The following is a 19,866-nucleotide window of genomic DNA, read 5'->3' on the forward strand; positions in this document are numbered from 1 at the left end:
GTATCTGTTAGAGGCTGCAATCTGTTAGATGCTTCATAAAGCAGCACTGATGGGACTCGACGATGAATCTTGGTGCCCGAACTCATATTCTCTATTCCTTCACATCTGCTGACCCAGTGAGTAATGATAAAACTATGAATTTCCCCTCGTTGCTCCCCGAATCACAGCCCCCTGCTCGTAAACCGTTCGGCGCGCGCAAACAGATCGCCACGCTCTGTTTGGGTGCTGCCCTGGGCACAGTACTCGTCGGCTGTAACTCGAACGATGACGACAACAGCTCATCAACAACGACGTCGACAAGCACGTCGACAAAGACAACTTCTGCTCCATCGAGTACCCGCAGCAGTACTGCTAGTAAGTCGGTGAACCCGACTCTCGACGGTTCGGAGAACAACCAATCCAACCCCGACGTTGAAAGCTCAGACGCTGACTCGGAGGCAGAAGAAAACAACGCGGACACTGAGAATCAAGCTGCCGTTGATGTCCCCTCATGGGTGGTTGGTCGTTGGGAGGGACACCGACGACTCCTCGAAATAAATCCGGATGGCTCTGGAAAGTTAGTAGCCGATCCCCCCACAGGTGTGGGAGCTACTAAGGAAACTCTCCAACTCATAAATTCCTCCGGAGACGGTGGAAAAGGGACCATAACTGCGAAGGTGGTTAGTAGCCAGAATGCCAGCGGGGATACTACCGGAACTATTTACACTTTCGAAGTAGAAAACGGTATAGCGAGTGACCGAGGATCTGAACCCTTCTGCAACTCGAAACTGCCTGAATATAAGGCCGAGTACGGGACAATGCCCATGTGTGGTGCTTAACGACTGAAGACGGCACGGCATTTACTCATCCGCCCACGTACCGATAAGGCCCCGAGGCCGTTCGATCAAGCGCCCCTCCCCCTGCTCCCCATTTATGATCGGATTGTGACCTCGAAGAAGCCCCCGCGATGCAATAATTAACACAACATAGTATTCAACGTGCCATGGACATCACCCAGGCTAAACCGATAGCCGTGGCTATGTGGCTGTGTGGTGTCTTGTCCCATCTCCGCTAGGTCTTCCAAGGAGGACACAGATCCATGCCCACCGCCCATCGCCACGTATCAGGGTTCAAACGTTTTGCTGTCATCGGCGTCGTCGCTGCCGCTGGTTTCAGCCTGGCAGCATGTTCAGATGACAGGTCTTCGTCCACTGACTCCAGTTCTGTCTCATCGTCGAGTAGCTCGTCGTCATCATCGACGGCGACGTCGACAAGTGCCGAGCCAACGCCCGACGACCGGGCCGACAATCCGCAAAGACAGGAACCTCCTGTTGCGAATGAGGCGGGAGGCGACGCGGGCGGAGCAGCTGCTGCTACCGGCCAAGGGATCGGATGGGCTGTTGGCAGTTGGGTTGGGCATGGTCGAACCCTAAAGATTCAGCCGGATGGCACTGGCCAATTTATCGGTCGCGACGGGGCTGTCGCGAAGGATTTCGACGCAACAGTGACCGTGAATTCGGCGACAGGTGATCCGTCAAACGGCACCATCACTGCCACAGTGGAGCGCAGTGAACCTCAAGGAACCCGATACGACGACATGCTCAAGCCGGGGACGCCGATAACGTTCACCGTGAAGGACGGCGTTGCGACAGACTCAGTCATCCAGACGACAGTCTGCAACTACGGCTCGCCCGCGTACACGTCCACACACAGTGATCAAAGTGAATGCGGAGCGTAGGCGAACGTACTTCTGACGGCTGATGTGCGCGTTCAGTCGTGCGCTCAGCCCTCGTCCCGATCTCATTCTGCCCGACCTCATTGCACCCGGTCTCATTGTGATCGGATTGTGACCCTGGAACCCCCTCCACGATGTCATAATTGACGCGGGGCAGTACTGAACTCCAATGGCATCGCCGAAAAGCGGGCCAGATAACCCTGGCTATCACGCCTATGTGGTGCCCTATCCCATCACTGCTATTCCTACCAAGGGGGACACTTTTTCATGCACAATACTCATCGCCGTCGTTCAGGCTTCACGCGTTGTGCCACCATCGGCGTCATCGCTGCCGCGGGCTTTAGCCTGGCAGCATGTTCGAGCAACGGGTCTTCATCCGCTGACTCCAGCTCAGCAACATCGACGACGTCAACCAGCGCCGATCCCACTTCCGACGACAAAGCCGCAACTCCGAGCGAACAGGATTCCCAGGCCGCGGATAAGGCGGCCGCCGGACCCGCCGGATGGGCTGCCGGCGATTGGTCTGGACATGGCCGTAGCCTGAAGATTCAGCCTGATGGGACGGGGAAGTTCGTCGGTTACTACGGGGCGATGGGTAAGGATTACGACGCAACGGTCACGGTGGACTCGGTAAACGGCGACGCGTCCAACGGGACGATCATGACGACGGTGAAGAGCATCGAGCCCCAAGGCAATAAATACGATGACATGTTGAAGCCAGGGACGCCGATAACGTTCACCGTCGAGGACGGCGTGGCAACCGATTCAGTGATCAAGACGGCGGTCTGTGACTATGACTCGCCCGCATATAAGGCAACACACAGTGATCGGACTGAATGTGGAGCGTAGCCGCAGGTAAGTGTAGCGAACGTAAATAACGCGGGCCCAATCTTCCGTAATACTAGACCGTCAGTAAAGAATATAAAGAATAGGAGAATAATAATTCGCCGTTAATACTCGACGACTGATGTGTGGATATCCGGCGCTGTCCGGAGTGAGGAGACTGCACAATGCCCCGGTATGTCCCGACAGACTCGATGTCCCGCACGTCAACTCATGCTAGGCATGCGTCCCACACAGCAGACGTTGATAACGGGGCGAACCACCGGCACTCCGTGCAACAACCCCGTCGCAAATACCAGTCCAACTATGACTGGAAGAGTAAACCTCGGCCCCACGCCCATAGTCCACTTCAGAATATCCATGGCCCGACGGTCGCGGCCTGGGCGTTTTGCCTGGTAACAGTACTGTGGCGGAGTTTTATCAAGCCATTCAATACGCCGGACCGAGTGGACGACTTCTCTAACCTCCATAGAGCGTTAGTTAACTTCGTCCACGGGCAGCCGGTGTACATCGAAGATTTATCGACACGGGACCCTCATTACTTGTATTCTCCTGGCGCCACGGTTCTTCTTTCGCCCGTGGGGTTGATATCGAGTGATGTAGAAACATCCCGCTGGTGGTTTATTCTGGCAAACTCCGCCGCCATCATCGTCGGAATAGCTCTTCTTTTCCGTGTTGCGGAACACACATTAGGTGATTTTCTGTTTCCAGCAGCGGTGACGGCGGCATACTTCACTGAAAACGTTACGAATACTCTGACATTTTCCAACGTTAACGGGATCTGTTTTCTTCTTCTTACTGTCACCCTAAGTGGCCTTATTAAAGAAAAACAGTTCGCACAGGTCTTGCTATCGGATTCCTCGGTTTGATCAAACCATTTTTCTTTGTCCTACTCCTCCTTGTGGTCGTGCAACGAATGTGGAAGTCGCTCGGAATCGCAGCGGCGGTGCCCATAGTCTTTAATATTCTCGGCTATATCCTTGTTAAAGACGCTGACGTTTACCGCACGACATTGATGCCGTATATAGGAACGCCCCGGGAGTATGCAAACTTATCTATCGTGGGCGTAGGTTTAGCTCAGCACTGGTCAGGGATCGCGGTGTTTCTCCTTCGCGCGATAGTTGTCATTGCGGCGCTTCTCGCCGTTTATCTAGCTCGGAAGTATTACGCATCTAAGCCCCAGGTGTTTGTGCCGATAGCATCAACCGCGCTACTCCTCGCTACTATCTTGGCCGGAAGTTTAGGACAGCAGTATTACACCCTATTCTTTGTTCCTGTTTTAGCGACGATCAAGTATTGGGGTTGGGTTGATGGCGCAGTTCTTGGCGCAGGTTTTGCATCAATTCTTCCCATGAATCCCTTTATTTCTTCACCTAGTCATGTGGTGGAAGTGATTCTCTTTTCGTGGACTATGCTCTCGTGGCTCGTCTTGCTTATCGGCACCGTATTAATTGGTGGCAAGAATTATTGGTCGACGGCCGACGACAAAGATAGGTCGGCAGGGAGCAATGGAAACGGAAAATCCAGAACACCACGCCACAATGGACGCCGCAGATCGAAAGCAACCGGCACGGCACCATCCGCAACAATAGGCTGAGTTCGACCCGCCACAGTAGTCCACGAACCAAGACACCCTAGATATAGCAAAATGACCTGCGTGGAATCGTATCCATGCAGGTCACTGCTGTGTAAAGCGCTGTATTAGACTCACCGCAAACACGTCGCGGCGAGCTCTTTGCGCGTTTTACTCCGCCTCGGAAGCTGCTTCTTCTTCAGCTTTCTTGGAAGCTGCAGCGCGGGTTGCGCGGCTGGCTTCGCTGGAGGCGAGTTCCTCGGTCACCAGGGAGATCTGCGACATGGGGGCGTTGTCACCCTTGCGGTTCTCCAGCTTGATGATGCGGGTGTAGCCACCGCTGCGGTCGGCAACCTTCGGCGCGATGTCGTCGAAAAGTACGGAGATGATCTCTTTATTCGGGATCAACTTCGCGACGTTGCGACGATCAGCGAGAGTGCCGGACTTCGCCTTCGTGATGAGCTTCTCGGCGTAGGGTCGCAGCAACTTAGCTTTGGCGTCTGTTGTGCGGATAGCGCCGTGTTCGAAAAGTTGGGCTGCCAGGTTGGAGAGGATCTTCCGCTGGTGGGATGGGGATCCTCCGAGCCGGGCTCCCTTCTTAGGGGTAGGCATGGAATATTCTCCTCGTGACGATAAATTGTGAGCGACTTTTCTACTCGTCCGCCTCAGGCAAAAGTCCTTCCGGGACTAACCCGGGATCAGGCGACTTTGCCAATGCTGCGGAGGTCAGAGTAGGCGATACCGCTAGTTACTCGGCGATGTCTTCGCCTTCGGTGTCTATCCACTCGCCTGTTTCGGCGTCATAGCCTTCGATTTCCGACACATCGTAGCCTTCGGGCGCATCCTTCAGCGCGAGGCCCAGGCCAGCAAGTTTGACCTTGACTTCGTTGATGGATTTCTGTCCGAAGTTGCGGATGTCCAGAAGATCGGACTCGGTGCGCGATGCCAGTTCACCGACCGTGTGGATCTCTTCGCGCTTCAAGCAGTTGTAGCTGCGCACGGAGAAGTTCAGGTCCTCAATGGGCATGCCGTAGGCCTGGATGTGCTCGCTCTCCTGCGGGGAGGGGCCAATCTCGATGCCTTCAGCAGCGGTGTTCAGTTCGCGGGCGAGTCCGAAGAGCTCAACCAGGGTTCCGCCAGCGGATGCCATCGCATCACGGGCGGTGATGGAATTCTTGGTCTCGACGTCGATAACCAGGCGGTCGAAGTCGGTGCGCTGTTCAACACGCGTTGCTTCAACCTTGTAGCTCACCTTGAGAACAGGTGAGTAAATCTGGTCGACGGGAATACGCCCGATCTCGCCGGTCGCCTGGGCAGCGGGAACGTATCCGCGCCCACGCTCAACAACGAGCTCGATGTCGAGTTTGCCCTGCTCATTCAGCGTGGCGATGTGCATGTCCGGGTTGTGGATCTCCACACCGGCCGGAGGCATGATGTCACCCGCGGTGACCTCGCCCGGTCCTTCTTTGCGAATGTACATGGTTACGGGGTCGTCGGAATCCGACGAGAGAACCAAACCTTTGATGTTCAGGATGATGTCGGAGACATCTTCGGTCACGCCGGGAACCGTCGTGAATTCGTGAAGGACGCCCTCGATGCGGACGCTTGTGACCGCTGCACCCGGGATGGATGACAGCAGCGTACGACGCAGCGAGTTGCCAAGGGTGTAACCAAAACCTGGCTCGAGCGGCTCGATGACGAACCGTGAGCGCGAGGAGTCAATGTATTCCTCGGTCAACTGTGGACGCTGTGAAATGAGCATGGATGTAATTCCTCCTGGTGGCGACCGCTATATGACGCCTGGAAGGGACAAGTGGAATAAACCGTGGCGACGATGAACGCTGTAACCAATACAGGCCACAGCGACATAGCCGACAGCGGCGATGCTGTTACTTCGAGTAGAACTCGACGATCAGCTGTTCCTGGATCGGAACCTCGATCTGAGCGCGCTCGGGCAGCTGGTGCACGAGGATGCGCAGGGTTGACGGAACAACCTGAAGCCATGCGGGCACAACGGCGTCGGCAAGAGCTTCTTGTGCTTCGTCGAACCAGACCATCTTCCGGGACTTCTCACGCACGTCGATGATGTCGTACTGGGAAACCTGGAAGGACGGAACGTTGACCTTCTTGCCGTTAACGGTGAAGTGACCGTGGGAAACCAACTGGCGTGCCTGGCGACGCGTGCGGGCAAGACCAGCACGGTAGACGACGTTGTCCAAGCGGGACTCCAGGAGGACCATCAGGTTGTCACCGGTTTTGCCGGGGCGACGGTGCGCTTCGGCGTAGTAACGGCGGAACTGCTTTTCCATGATGCCGTAGGTGAAGCGTGCTTTCTGCTTCTCCTGCAGCTGGAGCAGGTATTCGGATTCTTTGATCCGGGCGCGGCCAGCCTGTCCCGGAGGGTAGGGGCGGCGCTCGAAGTTGGCGTCTCCACCGACGAGGTCGACGCGGAGACGGCGGGATTTACGTGTTGCGGGACCGGTATAACGGGCCATTGTTTATCTCTCCTCTTCCCTTAAACGCGGCGACGCTTCGGCGGACGGCAGCCGTTGTGCGGCTGAGGCGTGACGTCGGAGATGGAATTGACTTCCAAGCCGGCTGCTTGCAGGGAACGGATGGCGGTCTCGCGACCTGACCCCGGGCCCTTGACGAAAACTTCAACCTTCTTCAGGCCGTGCTCCTGAGCCTTGCGAGCTGCGGATTCTGCGGCCATCTGTGCGGCGAAGGGGGTGGACTTACGGGATCCTTTGAACCCGACGTGTCCGGAGGAAGCCCAAGAGATAACAGCACCGTTGGGGTCCGTGATGGACACGATGGTGTTGTTGAAAGTGGACTTGATGTAGGCGTGGCCGTTGGCCACATTCTTCTTGACGACGCGACGGCCAGAACGGCGTGCGCCGGAACGAGTCTTCGGAGGCATAAATTACTTCTTCTTTCCTGCGATCGTCTTCTTCGGGCCTTTACGGGTACGAGCGTTCGTCTTGGTGCGCTGACCGCGAACGGGCAGGCCACGACGGTGGCGGAGACCCTGGTAGCTGCCGATTTCGATCTTCCGACGGATGTCAGCTTGAACCTGGCGGCGGAGGTCACCTTCGACGGTGTACTCGGCCTCGATAGCGTCACGAAGCTTCGCGACCTGATCGTCGGTCAGAGCGTCGGTGCGCAGGTCAGGAGAGATTTCTGTCTTCTCAAGAAGCTGCTTAGCACTGGTTGGTCCAATGCCATAGATATAAGTAAGAGCGACTTCCATGCGCTTGTTGCGCGGGAGGTCAACTCCTGCAAGGCGTGCCATATGGCAAAATCCTTCCGGTTGTCACGGTGGTTTTCTCCCCATTCGTCCTTGACGATTGGTCAATGGTGCTCGGTCGGCGCCGAGTAGCGCATTGAAGCTTGTGACAAGGCTCCGGCCACCGTGGCCAGAGGCTGTTTCGTGGGGCGGAAACAAGCTGGTTAAACACGCTGTTAACCAGGCAATTGTCTTTCGAACTGTGCGGTGGCCGCTGAATTGCGGGCCGCGGAAGCTCTACCGCCCTACGGAGATGAGGAGGCTGATAGGTCTAAATCTGCTTACTTGTAGCGGTAGACGATACGTCCACGGGACAGGTCATAGGGAGACAGCTCCACCACGACGCGGTCCTCGGGAAGAATACGGATGTAGTGTTGCCGCATTTTGCCGGAAATGTGAGCGAGCACCTTGTGCCCGTTGTCCAGCTCTACACGGAACATCGCGTTGGGCAAAGGCTCGACAATGCGGCCTTCGACCTCGATGGCGCCTTCCTTCTTGGCCATATCCTCCACGTTTCCCGATGCTTCGGCAAGCATCTGGTTGACTACGTTTATGCAGGTAAAACCGCCTTGTCAGGCCTTTTTAAACCGACTGACGAGGCAGATTTCAGCGTCTCTCATGTCGTTGAAAGACACCGTTCAGAAATAATACACATCACCTGCGAAAACGTCTAGTTCAGGGGACGTTCGTCATGATCTCTCCCCCAAGTCCCGCCGAGGAGCCCGCCATCAAACGGAGATACTGCTCAAGCAAAACAAAGAGGGTAATTTTTGTGTTCTACAACACAATGCTTGTGACAATGTGAGGCGTGTGGCACTCTAGAGGCATAGATCCACAGGATTGTTACCCCAGGGGATATTGGGGGCAAGACCTGAGACGTATGCAACGTCGACGCGTTGTAGCCCGTCTCGGGTCTTTTTTCATGCGCGAAAGAAGAAGCACCTTACAGAAGGAAACACCATGCGGAAGGACAATCATGGTCACAAAAACTGATTTTGTGCCTCTAGCCGAGCACGTTATTCCAGCACTCGGCGGACCCGGCAACATCCGAAGCGTCACCCACTGTGCGACACGGCTCCGCTTCAAGATCCGCGATGCCGAGAAAGTAGACAAGCGCGCCGTCGAAGCCGCACCTGGTGTCGTGACATTGGTTGTTGCCGGCGGTCAGCATCAGGTCGTCGTCGGCAATGAAGTTCCACTTGCGTACCAAGCAGTAATTGCACAACCCAACATGCAGGCAAAAGGCGTCAAGGGAGATACTGACCCGAGTGACACCGACGGCTCCGCCGCAGAGATCGATGACGATGACTCCGGAAAGAAAAACCCGGTCAACGCCTTCATGGATCTCATCTCTGCGTTGTTTAGCCCCATCGTCTGGTGCCTAGCAGGGTTGGGTCTTGGCAAGGCCTTTTTGACCTTGTTTACAACCTTGGATGTGCTCTCGGAGAGCTCCGACACGTATCGCGTGTTCAACGCTGCATTCGACGGCTTCTTCTACTTCCTCCCCTTATTCCTGGCTGTCACCGCAGCCCGAAAGTTCAAGGCCGACATATTCATCGCGATGGCTACGGTTGCCCCGTTGGTGTATCCGGCCATTGTCGAAATCGGGACCCGGGACGACGTGCACTTCTTGGGCATTCCACTAAAAACGGCGACGTACACGTCGTCTGTTTTGGCCCCCATCGTTGCGGTATGGATAGCGGCCTATCTTCAGCACTGGTTGGAGAGGACTCTCCCCGGCGCGATCCGCAACTTCTTTACCCCACTCCTTGTTGTGGCTGTCATGGTGCCATTGACGCTGCTCACCATCGGTCCCGCGATGGCGTGGTTGTCGGAAATCATCGCCCAGGGCGTGAATGGTGTTTTCCAGACCGTTCCATGGGTTGGCGGGGCCATTATGGGCGCATTTTGGCAGGTCCTGGTTATTTTCGGGTTGCATTGGGCTTTCCAGCCGATTTTCCTCAATGAGCTTGCGGTCGATGGTCGGATAATAATGGGTGCACCACTCATGGCAGCAGTACTCGCCCAAGCAGCTGCAGCGGCCGCAGTCTGGATTCGCTCTAAAAACTCCGCGCGTAAAAAAGTAGCAGGGGCCGGAACAATTTCGGGTTTCCTTGCGGGGGTCACTGAGCCAATCATCTACGGCGTGAACTTGCCGTTGAAATACCCCTTCTATGCAGGTTGTGTCGGTGGCGCAATCGGTGGAGCCATCATCGCGCAGGGAAAGAATGCATTGAGCACCTATGTGTTCCCCTCCTTGTTGGCTTTACCCGCTACTACGAGCATCGGTTCATTTACGGCGCAGTTCATCGGTTCCGGAACAGCAATCACGATTGCTTTCATCACGAGCTGGCTCCTTATTCCGTACGCTGAGAAAAAATTCGAGCAGACCAGCGCTGTCCCCGGAAATGAACCACAGCCGGTCGCGCAGGGATCTACTGCACAACCAACTCACTCGGATAAGCACGAAACAGATCCGACGGAGCACCCGGGCTCCACAGTTTCTCCTACAGCTTCCGCAGAGTCCTCCACTACCGACGTTGGAGCGTCGGCAGCAGTGGTCTCCCCCATAGAAGGAACTGTCATTGACCTCAAAGATGTTCCGGACAAAGTGTTCGCCTCGGGCGCGATGGGAACAGGCGTTGGCATCAAGCCGTCGTCCGGCGTCATTACTTCTCCGATGGAGGGGACCGTGATTGCTGCTCCGCGTTCAGGTCACGCATACGGGATCCGGTCGGCCTCGGGCGTCGAGGTTCTTATTCACGTCGGCGTCGATACGGTAAAAATGAACGGTGAAGGTTTCACGACATCCGTGTCGAGGGGGGACCATGTGACAACCGGGCAGCCTTTGGGAACGGCAGATCTCGGGGCCATCACCGAATCCGGCTACGACGACACGACGGTGGTTGTGGTCACTAATTCACGAAAGCTTGCCGACGTTTCACTCGACGTTTCCGCTGGTCGTTCCGTGAGCCACGATGTGTTGTTTACCGTCACGCCGTAGGCCGACGGCGGAATGACCGCAGCAGTAAAAACAAAACACGCACACCTTTGAGACCCAGCATCGAAAGGAAAACACATGTCTCTATCCCACGAAAACCAATCCGCTTTTCCCAAAGATTTCCTATGGGGAGGGGCCACGGCTGCTAACCAAATTGAAGGCGCATATAACGAAGGTGGCAAAGGACTATCCATTCAAGATGTCCTGCCGCAGGGCTTGCTGGCGCCTCCTACCAAGGAACCTACCGACGATAATCTCAAACTCAATGCGATTGATTTTTATCATCGTTATGTCGACGATATTGCTCTGTTCGCCGAAATGGGGTTTAAAGTCTTTCGTTTCTCTATCGCATGGTCTCGCATTTTTCCTAACGGCGATGACGATACGCCAAACGAAGAAGGGCTCGCTTTCTACGACAAGGTCCTCGACGAATTAGAAAAGCACGGCATCGAGCCTTTAATCACTCTTTCCCATTACGAAACGCCCCTCAACCTGGCGCGCTCCTATGGTGGATGGAAGAACCGCCAGCTCATTGACTTCTATGAAAAGTATGCGCGGACTGTTTTCAACCGATACAAGGGCCGCGTAAAGTACTGGCTCACTTTCAATGAGGTCAATTCCATCCTGCACCAGCCATTCATCGGTGGAGCCATCGAAGCCTCCCGCGAGGATGTCCCCGATACCGATATCTACCAGGCCGTTCACAACATTTTGGTGGCCTCCGCGCGGGCCACGAAGGCCGGGCATGAGATCGATCCGAATAACCAGATCGGCTGCATGGTGCTCAGCATTCCCCGCTACCCGCTGACCCCCAAGCCTGCCGACGCCTTAAAAGCCCAGTACGAGACGCAACTCGACGCGTGCTTCGGCGATATCCACGTCTTCGGCGAATACCCGCACACACTTAAGCGCCTGTTTAGGGAAAACAACATCACGCTGAACACCACCGACGACGATTTCGACGTCATGAAGAACAACACGGTCGATTTCGTGTCCTTCTCTTATTACATGTCAGTGGCGGAAAGCGCTGACCCCAACGCTGAACGCGGCGAAGGCAACATCATGGGTGGCGTCGTCAATCCTGAGCTGGAAGTCAGCGAATGGGGCTGGGCTATCGACCCCGAAGGCCTGCGTTACGCGCTGAACTCAATGTGGGACCGCTGGCACAAACCGCTGTTCATTGTGGAAAACGGCCTCGGTGCCGTCGATAAACTAGTCGATGATCCTTCCGCTCCTGATGGAAAAACGGTTCATGATCAGTACCGCATCGACTACATGAACGACCACCTCGTCCAGGTCGAGGAAGCGATTAAAGATGACATTCCCGTCATGGGATATACGTCTTGGGGTTGTATTGATCTGATTTCTGCGTCCACTGCCGAGATTCGCAAACGGTATGGATTTATTTATGTCGATCTCAATTCCGACGGTTCGGGCTCATTACAGCGGTACCGCAAAGATTCCTTTGATTGGTATAAGAACGTCATTGCAACCAATGGTGAGAGCCTCAAACAATAAAACGACAGCACCGCTAAGGAGACAGGTCCACTGAGGAAATAAAGCACGCCAGGTGCAGGAGCTACCGTGAAAATCGTAAGGGTACTGAACAACAACGTCGTGCTGGCCACGCGCGACGACGGCGGGGAGGTTGTTCTCACCGGGTGGGGTCTGGGGTTCGGGAAGAAAGCCGGGCAGCCCGTCGATAAGTCGAATGTGAAGCAAGTTTTTGTCCCCGAACACGGCCGCAACGTCGATAACATGGGTAGTCTGCTGGCGTCGCTGAACCTGGACTACGTGGACCTCGCCACCAATCTGGTCGATGGGGTGGCGGGTTCCCTCGTTCCGCATCCGGAATCAGCCACGGTCATTGCCCTGGCGGATCACATTCAGATGTCGGTCACAAGGCAGGGGCTAGCCGACGCACACGCGAATGACGGCCACCCGTTGGAAGCCGAAGTTCGGCATTTATACCCCGACGAATACCGCGTCGCCGAGCGAATGCTCGCTGAAACTAACGCGTGGTTAGCTCGTCGGCGCCAACCTCCACTCCCCCATGCCGAGGCCACCGCAATCACCCTGCATCTGGTTAACGCAGCTTTCCATACCGATGACCTCAGCGATACCTACACCATGACCGGGCTGTTCTCTCAGCTTTTCGACATCGTGGACTCTTCGCTGGGGATAACGATGGATCGAAAGTCCGTCAACGCAGCCCGGTTCATCACCCACATGCGTTATTTCTTCGTCCGCGTCCGCAATGGCAATCAGCTCAACGAGGGAATGTCAGTTCTTCGCGACAGCCTTGGACAGTCACACCCCGACGCGGTGTTATGCGCGGACCGGCTGGCCAGCGTCCTGGAATTGCGGCTGGACACAGAGCTTACCGACGATGAACGAGCGTACCTCGCACTCCATGTCGCTCGGCTCAGCGTGGAAATTGGCCACGCTCATCCCTGAATTCCCCATGCCCCCATGACCGAGTGGCAATGCTGAGCGATATACCCGGCTACACTGGCCTCCACTAGTGCGGAAACAGCCACACGAAAACCCGCGCTCACAAAACATATCCACGCACAACGACGAGGTGAGAGCCCATGACAACCAACCGCGAAAAGATGATCGCCGGGCAGGATTATGACGCCAGCGACCCTGAACTCGTCCAGGCCCACTTCGACTGTTTGCGCAAACTCGCCGAAATAAATGACCAAAGTCTGCTCGACATCAAGCAGCGCCACGGCCTCTACAGCAACCTGTTCAAAAGCTTCGGGAAGTCATTTATCCAGCACCCGTTTTGGTGCGATTACGGCTTCAACATCACCATCGGCGATGGGTGCTTCATCAACTTTGACGCCGTGTTCCTGGACCCCGCCCCCATCACGCTGGGTGATCACGTTCAAATCGGCCCGCGTTGTCAATTGCTCACTCCGCTTCACCCCATGGAGGATCACGACGCGCGCAAAGCCGGCGTCGAAAGTGCTGGTCCGATCACCATCGGCGACAACGTGTGGCTCGGTGGCGGCGTCATCGTCTGTCCCAATGTCACCATCGGCGACAATGTCGTCATCGGCGCGGGTTCCGTCGTCACACGAGATATCCCCTCGCACACGTTCGCTGCAGGGAACCCAGCTCGCGTCAAACGCGAAATATAACCGTCTAGTACTCCACGGGGTCACGCAGAATTGGGCAGGTCATGCAATGTCCTCCGCCTCGCCCTCTGCCGAGCTCCGCGGAATTGATCGTCAGCACTTCGACGCCGGCTTCGCGCAGGAGGGCGTTGGTGTGCACGTTCCTGTCGTATCCCATTACAACCCCCGGCTCCAGGGCCACCACGTTATTGCCGTCGTCCCACTGCTCGCGCTCGGCGGCGAAAGCCTCGCCACCCGTCGGCACGATGCGAAGCTCATCCAGCCCCAAAGCGCTGGTCACGGTGTCAATAAATGACCGCTCCTCGCGGTAAATCTGGAAACCCCGTGGCTTATCCGACGGCAGCAGGGTGAATGGCCGAATCGCCTCCACCACATTCATAAACGCCGTCGCGACATCCCGGTCACAGAAAGTAAAGACCGTATCCAAGTGCATACTGGCGCGGGCTGGGGCCATCTCCGCCACGATGATCCGCTCCGCCGCACCCTGGAGGAACAAACTCCGCGCGAGCTGCGAAATCGCCTGCCACGACGACCGCTCCCCCATGCCGATGAGCACAATGCCCGACCCCAACGGCATAATGTCGCCGCCCTCAAGAGTGGCCAGCGCGTTCTTCTCGTCGGGATTGCCGTACCACACAGTGAAATCCCGCGACACAAAGCGCGGATGGAAACGATAAATCGCGGTCAGGAGGATCGTCTCGCGCTCGCGGACCGCCCAATGCATCGGGTTGATCGACACGCCACCATAAATCCAGGCCGTCGTATCCCGCGTGAACTGGGTATTCGGCAGCGGTGGCAGAATAAACTCCAGCTCGCCACGGTGCCCAAACAGCGCGCTGGTCACCGACCTGTTAAATTCCTTCGGCAGGTCCGTAAACGCAAGACCACCGATTAACAGGGTGGCCAGTCTCTCCGAGGGTAACGACGAAAACCACCCGCGGAGTTCCTCGGCCAGCCCCAGGCCCACCGAGTTCGGCGTCAACCAGCGCTCCAGAATCCACTCCCTGGCCTCATCGATCTCCACGGTTTCCCGCAGCAGATCGTGGAGTTCCAAAACAGTGACGCCGCGGTCTTGCATCTGTTGGACAAAGTCGTGGTGGTCGTGGCGGGCACGATCGACCCACAGCATCTCGTCGAAAAGGAGGTCGTGGCAGTTCCTCGGTGTCAGCCGCTGATGGGCAAGGCCCGGCGCGCATACCAGGACCTCACGAAGCGTACCGACTTCCGACCATGCGCCGATTGTTGGTTTTCCGTCCGTAGGTGATGAAAAAAGCGAGGACATAGGGGGTTTCCTCCTCCGCGGGCACAGACTCTGCTCGGCCAAAGGCTGATTCAGACACCAGGTCTGTCAGGGGCTCTCAGCCTTCGGTCCTCTTTCAGTGTGCCCACTTGTATGGGTGCGCCACGGTCAATCACGGGCGCTCTATTCCGCCGGGGGTTATCCCGACGAATCTACTCCGGCCGTGGCGTCAAAATGCGTGGTCCGTCGGCCGTCGCCGCCACTGTGTGTTCCCAGTGCGAAGACCACGTTCCGTCGGTAGTGATCACTGTCCAGTCGTCGTCGAGAACGGCAGTGTCGTAGGTGCCTAAGATCAGCATCGGCTCGATCGCCAGCACGGATCCCTCTTGGATCAGCGGCCCGCGGCCTGCCGGCCCCTCATTCGCCAAGTAGGGGTCCTCGTGCATTTCGTGGCCAATTCCGTGCCCGCCATAGCCGTCGACAATTCCCAATTGCACGCCGTATTTCTTTTCAGCGTCGCGCGTGGCTATTTCCAGAGCATGGGATACGTCGGTCAGCCGGGCTCCCGGGACCATGGCGCGAATACCCGCGGCAAGCACGTCCTGGGTCGCTTTATCCAGGGAACGGAGCGAGCCGCCCGCGGGGGATTCGGGGTCGTCGGGCAACTCGTCGCCTTGCAACGCACCGTCTTTACCAATGCCGAATGACCAGGCGCTGTCGCCGACCCAGCCGTTCAACGTCGCACCGCAGTCGATAGAGATGTAGTCCCCTTCTTCCAGTACCTCGTCGGAAGTGGGGATTCCGTGGACAACGACATCGTTGCGCGACGCACAGATGGACGCGGGGAATCCCCCATAACCCAAGAAGGTGGGGATGGCACCTGCGTCACGGATAACGCTTTCGGCGACCGCGTTGAGCTCAAGCAAACTCACTCCCGGTTTGGCCGCGTTCTTCACGGCGACGAGAGCATTGCCGACGATTGCGCCGGCGCGTTCCATCTGGTCGAGCTCATCCGGTGTTTTGGCTGGGATTTTCTTCTTCCGACGGCGGAATGACATGAGCTCCACTGTAATACTCGAGTGAATACGTGCGTCACACCGCGGCGGATAAGCGCCACGGGGGCAACACCGGGACAACACCGGGACGGCACGATGAGCGCCTAATTGTCGACGAATCCCTCTGCGTCGGCCCCGTCGGCGGCGTCGTCCCCGTCGGCAAGCATCGTCGGGTCCACCCACGGGGAAACCACAGGACAACCGGCGTGGTCAAGCACCGTTGCACCCACTCCATACACGTCGGTAATCATCCCGCGGGTAATGACTCGTGGCGGTTCACCCTGGCTGTGCGGCAAGCCGTCCTTGAGGGCGACAATGTGGTCGCAGTAGCGGGCCGCCAAGTTGAGATCGTGGATGGCAACGAGCACGAGGCAGTCCGTACTTGCCGCATAATCCCGCACCACTTTGAGCAGCGAAATCTGGTGGCGAAGATCCAGAGCACTCGTCGGCTCATCCAAGAGAAGAACACGCGGGCGACGCACCAAAGCCTGAGCGACCGCGACCAGCTGCCGCTGACCACCAGAAAGCTCAGCCAAGTTCTGGTGCGCAAGGTGATCAACACCCAACCGGCGCATGGCCTCCACGGCCGATTCCATCACATCGTGGCCAGAGAGAAGCGTCTTCGACCCTCGCGCCGAGACCACGACAGATTCGAAAGCCGACAGAGTAGCACTCGTCGGCAAGTCCTGCGGAACATAGCCGACGGAACCTCTCTTGACCTCATCACCATCAACTTTGACGGAGATATTGGCCACCTTGCGCATGATCGATTTAATCAGCGTGGATTTACCACAACCATTGGGCCCGAGGAGCCCCACCACATAGGTTTCGGGGGCCGTCTGAAGTTCCAGGTGCATGCCGTCGATAACAACATGTTTGCCATAGGCGACGTGGAGGTCGTCGATCTGGAGCTGTACTGCCATTAGAGAGCTCGCCTCCGTCCCAGGATGATGGCCAGGAAGAAGGGCACGCCGATCAGCGAGGTCACAATGCCGATCGGGATTGCTATGCCGGGATTGACGATCTGCGAGCCGACGTGGGCGGCGACCATCACCAGGCCACCGACCGCCATTGACGCCGGCAGGAAGTAGCGCTGATCTTCCCCGACAATCAGGCGAGCAATGTGGGGGCCGACCAGGCCGACGAACCCGATGATGCCGCTGAATGCAACGGCGGTGGCAGCCAGAACCGAGACCACGAGCATGGTGGTGATCCTCAGGCGGGGGACATTAATCCCCATCGCCTCGGCCCGCGCTTCACCCAGCCGGAGAGCTGTCAGCTTCCACCCGTTGATGACGAAGAACGGGATGCACAGCACAACGACGGCAGCCAGAATGCCGTTACCGATCCACGTCGCGCGCGTCATCGAGCCCATGGTCCAGAACACAATCTGTTGGAGGGCCTCCACCGTGGCCATGTACTGCATCAACGCGAGCATGGCCTGAAATAGGAAAACCAGAGCAATGCCCAGCAGAATCATCGTCTGGTTACTACCGCCGCGGACGGTAGCCACACCAGCAATAATTAACGACGCCAGAACCGCGCAGATCCAGGCGATGAACGCCAAGTTGAACTGAGCCTGAGGAATGACGGTCCACCCCAACACAATGCTGGCAGCACCACCAAAGGCCGCCGCGGCGGAAATGCCCAGGGTGAAAGGCTCGGCCAGCGGGTTATCCAAGATGGTCTGCATTTGCGCGCCGGCCATCGCCAGAGCAACACCGACCAGAAGCGCCATCACCGACATGGGGAGGCGCAAACGCCAGATCACGGTGTGGATCTGGTTATCGACAGCGTCGGGAGTGAAGATGGCCTTCACCACAGTTTCGGCACTGTAGTTAAAGGAACCAACCATGTTGGCCCACACGAAGCAGCAGGCTGTCAGTACGACAAGGGCTCCGATAATGATCCAGTTTCGGAGCGCCCGCCGCTTATAGTCTTTGATGATGTCCATAATTTACGAGGTGAAGAACGTTCCAGAGTAGGAGTAGGGCAGCCAGTCTTCGTGGAACTTCTTGAAGTCGGCCGTCGGGTCAATATCCTTCATCTCATCGGGGTGCATCCACTTGGCAAACTGCTCGATCGCGAAAATGTTCCACGGGCTTGTGTAGAACTGGTGCCAAATGGTGTAGAGGTGACCGTCCTGGCCAGCCTTGAGAGCGTCGAAGCCCGGGGTCTTGAGCAGGCCGTCGCGGGTAGCCTTCGCGGTGTCCTCGTCGGTGCCATATCCAACTTCGGCATTAGGGACCTGGTAGGTCTTACCGGGTTCCTTCGCCCACTCACCACCGGTCGCGATGACAACGTTCGGGTTCAGCTCCAGGACCTTTTCGGGGGCGAGGTCACCACTCTCTTTATCCCCAAGGACTTGCTGGCCCAGGTTCTTTCCACCAGCGGTGGGGATGAACTCACCGAGGTTCCAATTGCCGACGGTTGCGCAGCAGTCCTTCAGACCTGCGGCACGCCAGAGGAACGACGGGGTCTTGTCCTTGCCGCTGACGGCGTCGGTGACCTTCTTTTCCATGCTGTCGTAGAAGTCGTTGTACTCCTTGGCTTTGTCTTCGTAGCCGAAGATCTGGCCGAGGGTGGTCATGGAGGCCTTGGTGTTCTTGGCCGGATCCGAGCGGAAGTCAATGAACGCGTACTTCACGCCGGCTTGGTCGAGTTTGTCGGTGTAGCCGGCGACTTTAGCCCTGGTCTTGACGTCGATCGGCATGATCAAGATGTCGGGGTTGTAAGAGACGATCTTCTCGACGGTGGTATCGCCGGAGAGGATTGAGCCCATGTCAGGGATCTTGTTGATGTCGGGCTTGGCCTCCGTGATCTTCTTCCAGAAGCTCGGGGACTGCTTCTTGGCGTCGCTGGCGATAGCCACGACATTCTCGGTCGGGTTGTCCTTGTTCAAGGTGGCCAGAGCCATCAGCGCGCGGCCTTCACCGAGGACGACGCGCTCGGGCTTGTGGTCGAGCTTCACGGTGCGGCCGTCAACATCTTGAATGGTGACCGCGTCGTTACTTGAGCTGCTGCTGTTGTCGGATGTCGAGCTGCATCCGGTCGCGAGAAGCGCAACGGCAGCGAGAGCTGCGAGTATTTTTCGCATAAATCAAACCTCAAATGAGTCAATGGGATTAGCGCACCCTAAATTAGCATATGAGGTTTTATAAGTAAAAGGAGTAAAGATAAAAGTGAATACCATAGGCAAATTTATGTATGGGGTTCACTTTTTGCCCACGTTTTTGATGAAACCCACGTTCTTAAAGGGTTATACGACGAAATATGTCCGCATGGTGGAAAGGCGGTGCGGACAGAATCCTGGAGGATTTGACCCCGTGGCTAACCGCTAATACACCCCGGAGGAGAAAAAGGCATGAAAAAAGCCCCCTGTGCCGGGGGCGGTAGCGTCGGAAAGGAAACAACGCTAAATAATGTGCACGCCAACGGGCGAGCTTTAGATTTTATGAATCCAACGCCTTGAGCGCTTCCATAGTCCGCTCGTTGATGTCTTCAACGGATCCTTCAGCCACGATGCGGATAATGGAGTCCTTGTAGTACTCCAGCAGCGGCGCGGTTTCGTCGCGGTACACCTTGAGTCGGGTACGGATCACTTCTTCGGTGTCATCCGCACGACCACGGGCCAACATGCGTTCCACAACGACGTCTTCGGACACGTCGAACTGAAGAACCGCGTCGAGCTTGGTCCCCAAGCCGTCAAGGATGTTCTTGAGTTCATCGCCCTGTTCCACGGTCCGGGGGAATCCGTCGAGGAGGAATCCGTCGGCAGCATCGTCCTGGCTGAGCCGATCCTTCACCATGTTGACGGTGACGGACGTCGGCACGAGCTTTCCGGCGTCGATGTAGCTTTTTGCTTCCTGGCCTAATTCGGTGTTGTTACCGATGTTTTCCCGGAACAAGTCGCCGGTGGACACGTGGGGGACGCCGAGTTTGTCGGAAAGAATGGCTGCCTGGGTGCCTTTACCAGCACCGGGAGGGCCAAGTAGAACGAGGCGCATA

19 protein-coding genes and 1 pseudogene are annotated in these 19,866 nt (G+C 56.8%); 8 read left to right on the plus strand and 12 right to left on the minus strand.

Going from position 1 to position 19,866, the window contains the following annotated elements; translation table 11 throughout:
• The first annotated feature begins 134 nt into the window (after positions 1–134).
• The 4 genes and pseudogenes from CKROP_RS08725 to CKROP_RS11760 all read left to right on the plus strand — a co-directional run bounded on the left by CKROP_RS08725 (position 135) and on the right by CKROP_RS11760 (position 4,154).
• Entirely contained in the window at positions 135–818 is a 684-nt protein-coding gene (locus CKROP_RS08725) for a hypothetical protein (RefSeq protein WP_041628909.1), read from the plus strand.
• 260 nt (positions 819–1,078) lie between these two features.
• Entirely contained in the window at positions 1,079–1,717 is a 639-nt protein-coding gene (locus tag CKROP_RS08730) for a hypothetical protein (RefSeq protein ID WP_041628910.1), read from the plus strand.
• 264 nt (positions 1,718–1,981) lie between these two features.
• The gene (locus CKROP_RS08735) at positions 1,982–2,563 is read left to right on the plus strand and encodes a hypothetical protein (protein ID WP_012732379.1); all 582 of its coding nucleotides are present in this window, start codon (positions 1,982–1,984) and stop codon (positions 2,561–2,563) included.
• A 188-nt stretch (positions 2,564–2,751) separates the two neighbouring features.
• Positions 2,752–4,154: pseudogene (locus tag CKROP_RS11760) on the plus strand (glycosyltransferase family 87 protein).
• Between the two features lie 147 nt (positions 4,155–4,301).
• Here CKROP_RS11760 and rplQ read toward each other — a convergent pair.
• The 6 genes from rplQ to infA form a co-directional block, all read right to left on the minus strand.
• Entirely contained in the window at positions 4,302–4,742 is a 441-nt protein-coding gene (gene rplQ, locus CKROP_RS08750) for a 50S ribosomal protein L17 (RefSeq protein WP_012732382.1), read from the minus strand.
• 136 nt (positions 4,743–4,878) lie between these two features.
• Complete coding sequence (locus tag CKROP_RS08755; RefSeq protein ID WP_012732383.1) at positions 4,879–5,892, minus strand: DNA-directed RNA polymerase subunit alpha; 1,014 nt, start codon at positions 5,890–5,892, stop codon at positions 4,879–4,881.
• 127 nt (positions 5,893–6,019) lie between these two features.
• Entirely contained in the window at positions 6,020–6,625 is a 606-nt protein-coding gene (gene rpsD / locus CKROP_RS08760) for a 30S ribosomal protein S4 (protein ID WP_012732384.1), read from the minus strand.
• Positions 6,626–6,645: 20 nt separating this feature from the next.
• The gene (gene rpsK, locus CKROP_RS08765) at positions 6,646–7,050 is read right to left on the minus strand and encodes a 30S ribosomal protein S11 (RefSeq protein ID WP_012732385.1); all 405 of its coding nucleotides are present in this window, start codon (positions 7,048–7,050) and stop codon (positions 6,646–6,648) included.
• A 3-nt stretch (positions 7,051–7,053) separates the two neighbouring features.
• Positions 7,054–7,422 carry a 30S ribosomal protein S13 gene (gene rpsM, locus CKROP_RS08770; RefSeq protein WP_012732386.1) on the minus strand — a complete coding sequence of 123 codons (369 nt, stop codon included), beginning with the start codon at positions 7,420–7,422 and terminating at the stop codon, positions 7,054–7,056.
• Between the two features lie 275 nt (positions 7,423–7,697).
• Complete coding sequence (gene infA, locus CKROP_RS08775) at positions 7,698–7,919, minus strand: translation initiation factor IF-1 (RefSeq protein WP_012732387.1); 222 nt, start codon at positions 7,917–7,919, stop codon at positions 7,698–7,700.
• Positions 7,920–8,392: 473 nt separating this feature from the next.
• On the opposite strand from infA, the gene CKROP_RS08780 reads away from it, so the two are divergent.
• From CKROP_RS08780 to CKROP_RS08795, 4 genes are all read left to right on the plus strand, one after another.
• Complete coding sequence (locus CKROP_RS08780; RefSeq protein WP_041628913.1) at positions 8,393–10,420, plus strand: beta-glucoside-specific PTS transporter subunit IIABC; 2,028 nt, start codon at positions 8,393–8,395, stop codon at positions 10,418–10,420.
• 75 nt (positions 10,421–10,495) lie between these two features.
• Positions 10,496–11,935, plus strand: a complete 1,440-nt coding sequence (locus CKROP_RS08785) for a glycoside hydrolase family 1 protein (RefSeq protein WP_012732389.1) — start codon at positions 10,496–10,498, stop codon at positions 11,933–11,935.
• Positions 11,936–12,001: 66 nt separating this feature from the next.
• Positions 12,002–12,874, plus strand: a complete 873-nt coding sequence (locus CKROP_RS08790; protein ID WP_012732390.1) for a PRD domain-containing protein — start codon at positions 12,002–12,004, stop codon at positions 12,872–12,874.
• Between the two features lie 137 nt (positions 12,875–13,011).
• Positions 13,012–13,566 (plus strand): sugar O-acetyltransferase, encoded by a 555-nt coding sequence (locus CKROP_RS08795; protein WP_012732391.1) that lies wholly within the window; start codon positions 13,012–13,014, stop codon positions 13,564–13,566.
• Positions 13,567–13,570: 4 nt separating this feature from the next.
• Here the strand turns inward: CKROP_RS08795 and arcA are convergent, their stop codons facing one another.
• The 6 genes from arcA to CKROP_RS08825 all read right to left on the minus strand — a co-directional run bounded on the left by arcA (position 13,571) and on the right by CKROP_RS08825 (position 19,865).
• Positions 13,571–14,845: an arginine deiminase gene (gene arcA / locus CKROP_RS08800; protein WP_012732392.1), complete on the minus strand. Its 1,275-nt coding sequence runs from the start codon at positions 14,843–14,845 to the stop codon at positions 13,571–13,573.
• 170 nt (positions 14,846–15,015) lie between these two features.
• Positions 15,016–15,861: a type I methionyl aminopeptidase gene (map, locus tag CKROP_RS08805; protein WP_012732393.1), complete on the minus strand. Its 846-nt coding sequence runs from the start codon at positions 15,859–15,861 to the stop codon at positions 15,016–15,018.
• 101 nt (positions 15,862–15,962) lie between these two features.
• Entirely contained in the window at positions 15,963–16,781 is an 819-nt protein-coding gene (locus CKROP_RS08810; RefSeq protein WP_012732394.1) for an ABC transporter ATP-binding protein, read from the minus strand.
• Positions 16,781–17,812, minus strand: coding sequence for a FecCD family ABC transporter permease (locus CKROP_RS11355; protein WP_012732395.1), 1,032 nt, complete (start codon positions 17,810–17,812; stop codon positions 16,781–16,783). Before CKROP_RS11355 ends, CKROP_RS08810 begins: the two co-directional genes overlap by 1 nt.
• A gap of 3 nt (positions 17,813–17,815) precedes the next feature.
• On the minus strand, positions 17,816–18,955 hold the full coding sequence (locus CKROP_RS11360; protein ID WP_012732396.1) for an ABC transporter substrate-binding protein: 1,140 nt from the start codon (positions 18,953–18,955) through the stop codon (positions 17,816–17,818).
• Between the two features lie 355 nt (positions 18,956–19,310).
• The gene (locus tag CKROP_RS08825; protein ID WP_012732397.1) at positions 19,311–19,865 is read right to left on the minus strand and encodes an adenylate kinase; all 555 of its coding nucleotides are present in this window, start codon (positions 19,863–19,865) and stop codon (positions 19,311–19,313) included.
• Position 19,866: the final 1 nt, after the last annotated feature.

It is taken from the genome of Corynebacterium kroppenstedtii DSM 44385 (genome assembly GCF_000023145.1).
In the GTDB taxonomy this organism is placed as follows: domain Bacteria; phylum Actinomycetota; class Actinomycetes; order Mycobacteriales; family Mycobacteriaceae; genus Corynebacterium; species Corynebacterium kroppenstedtii.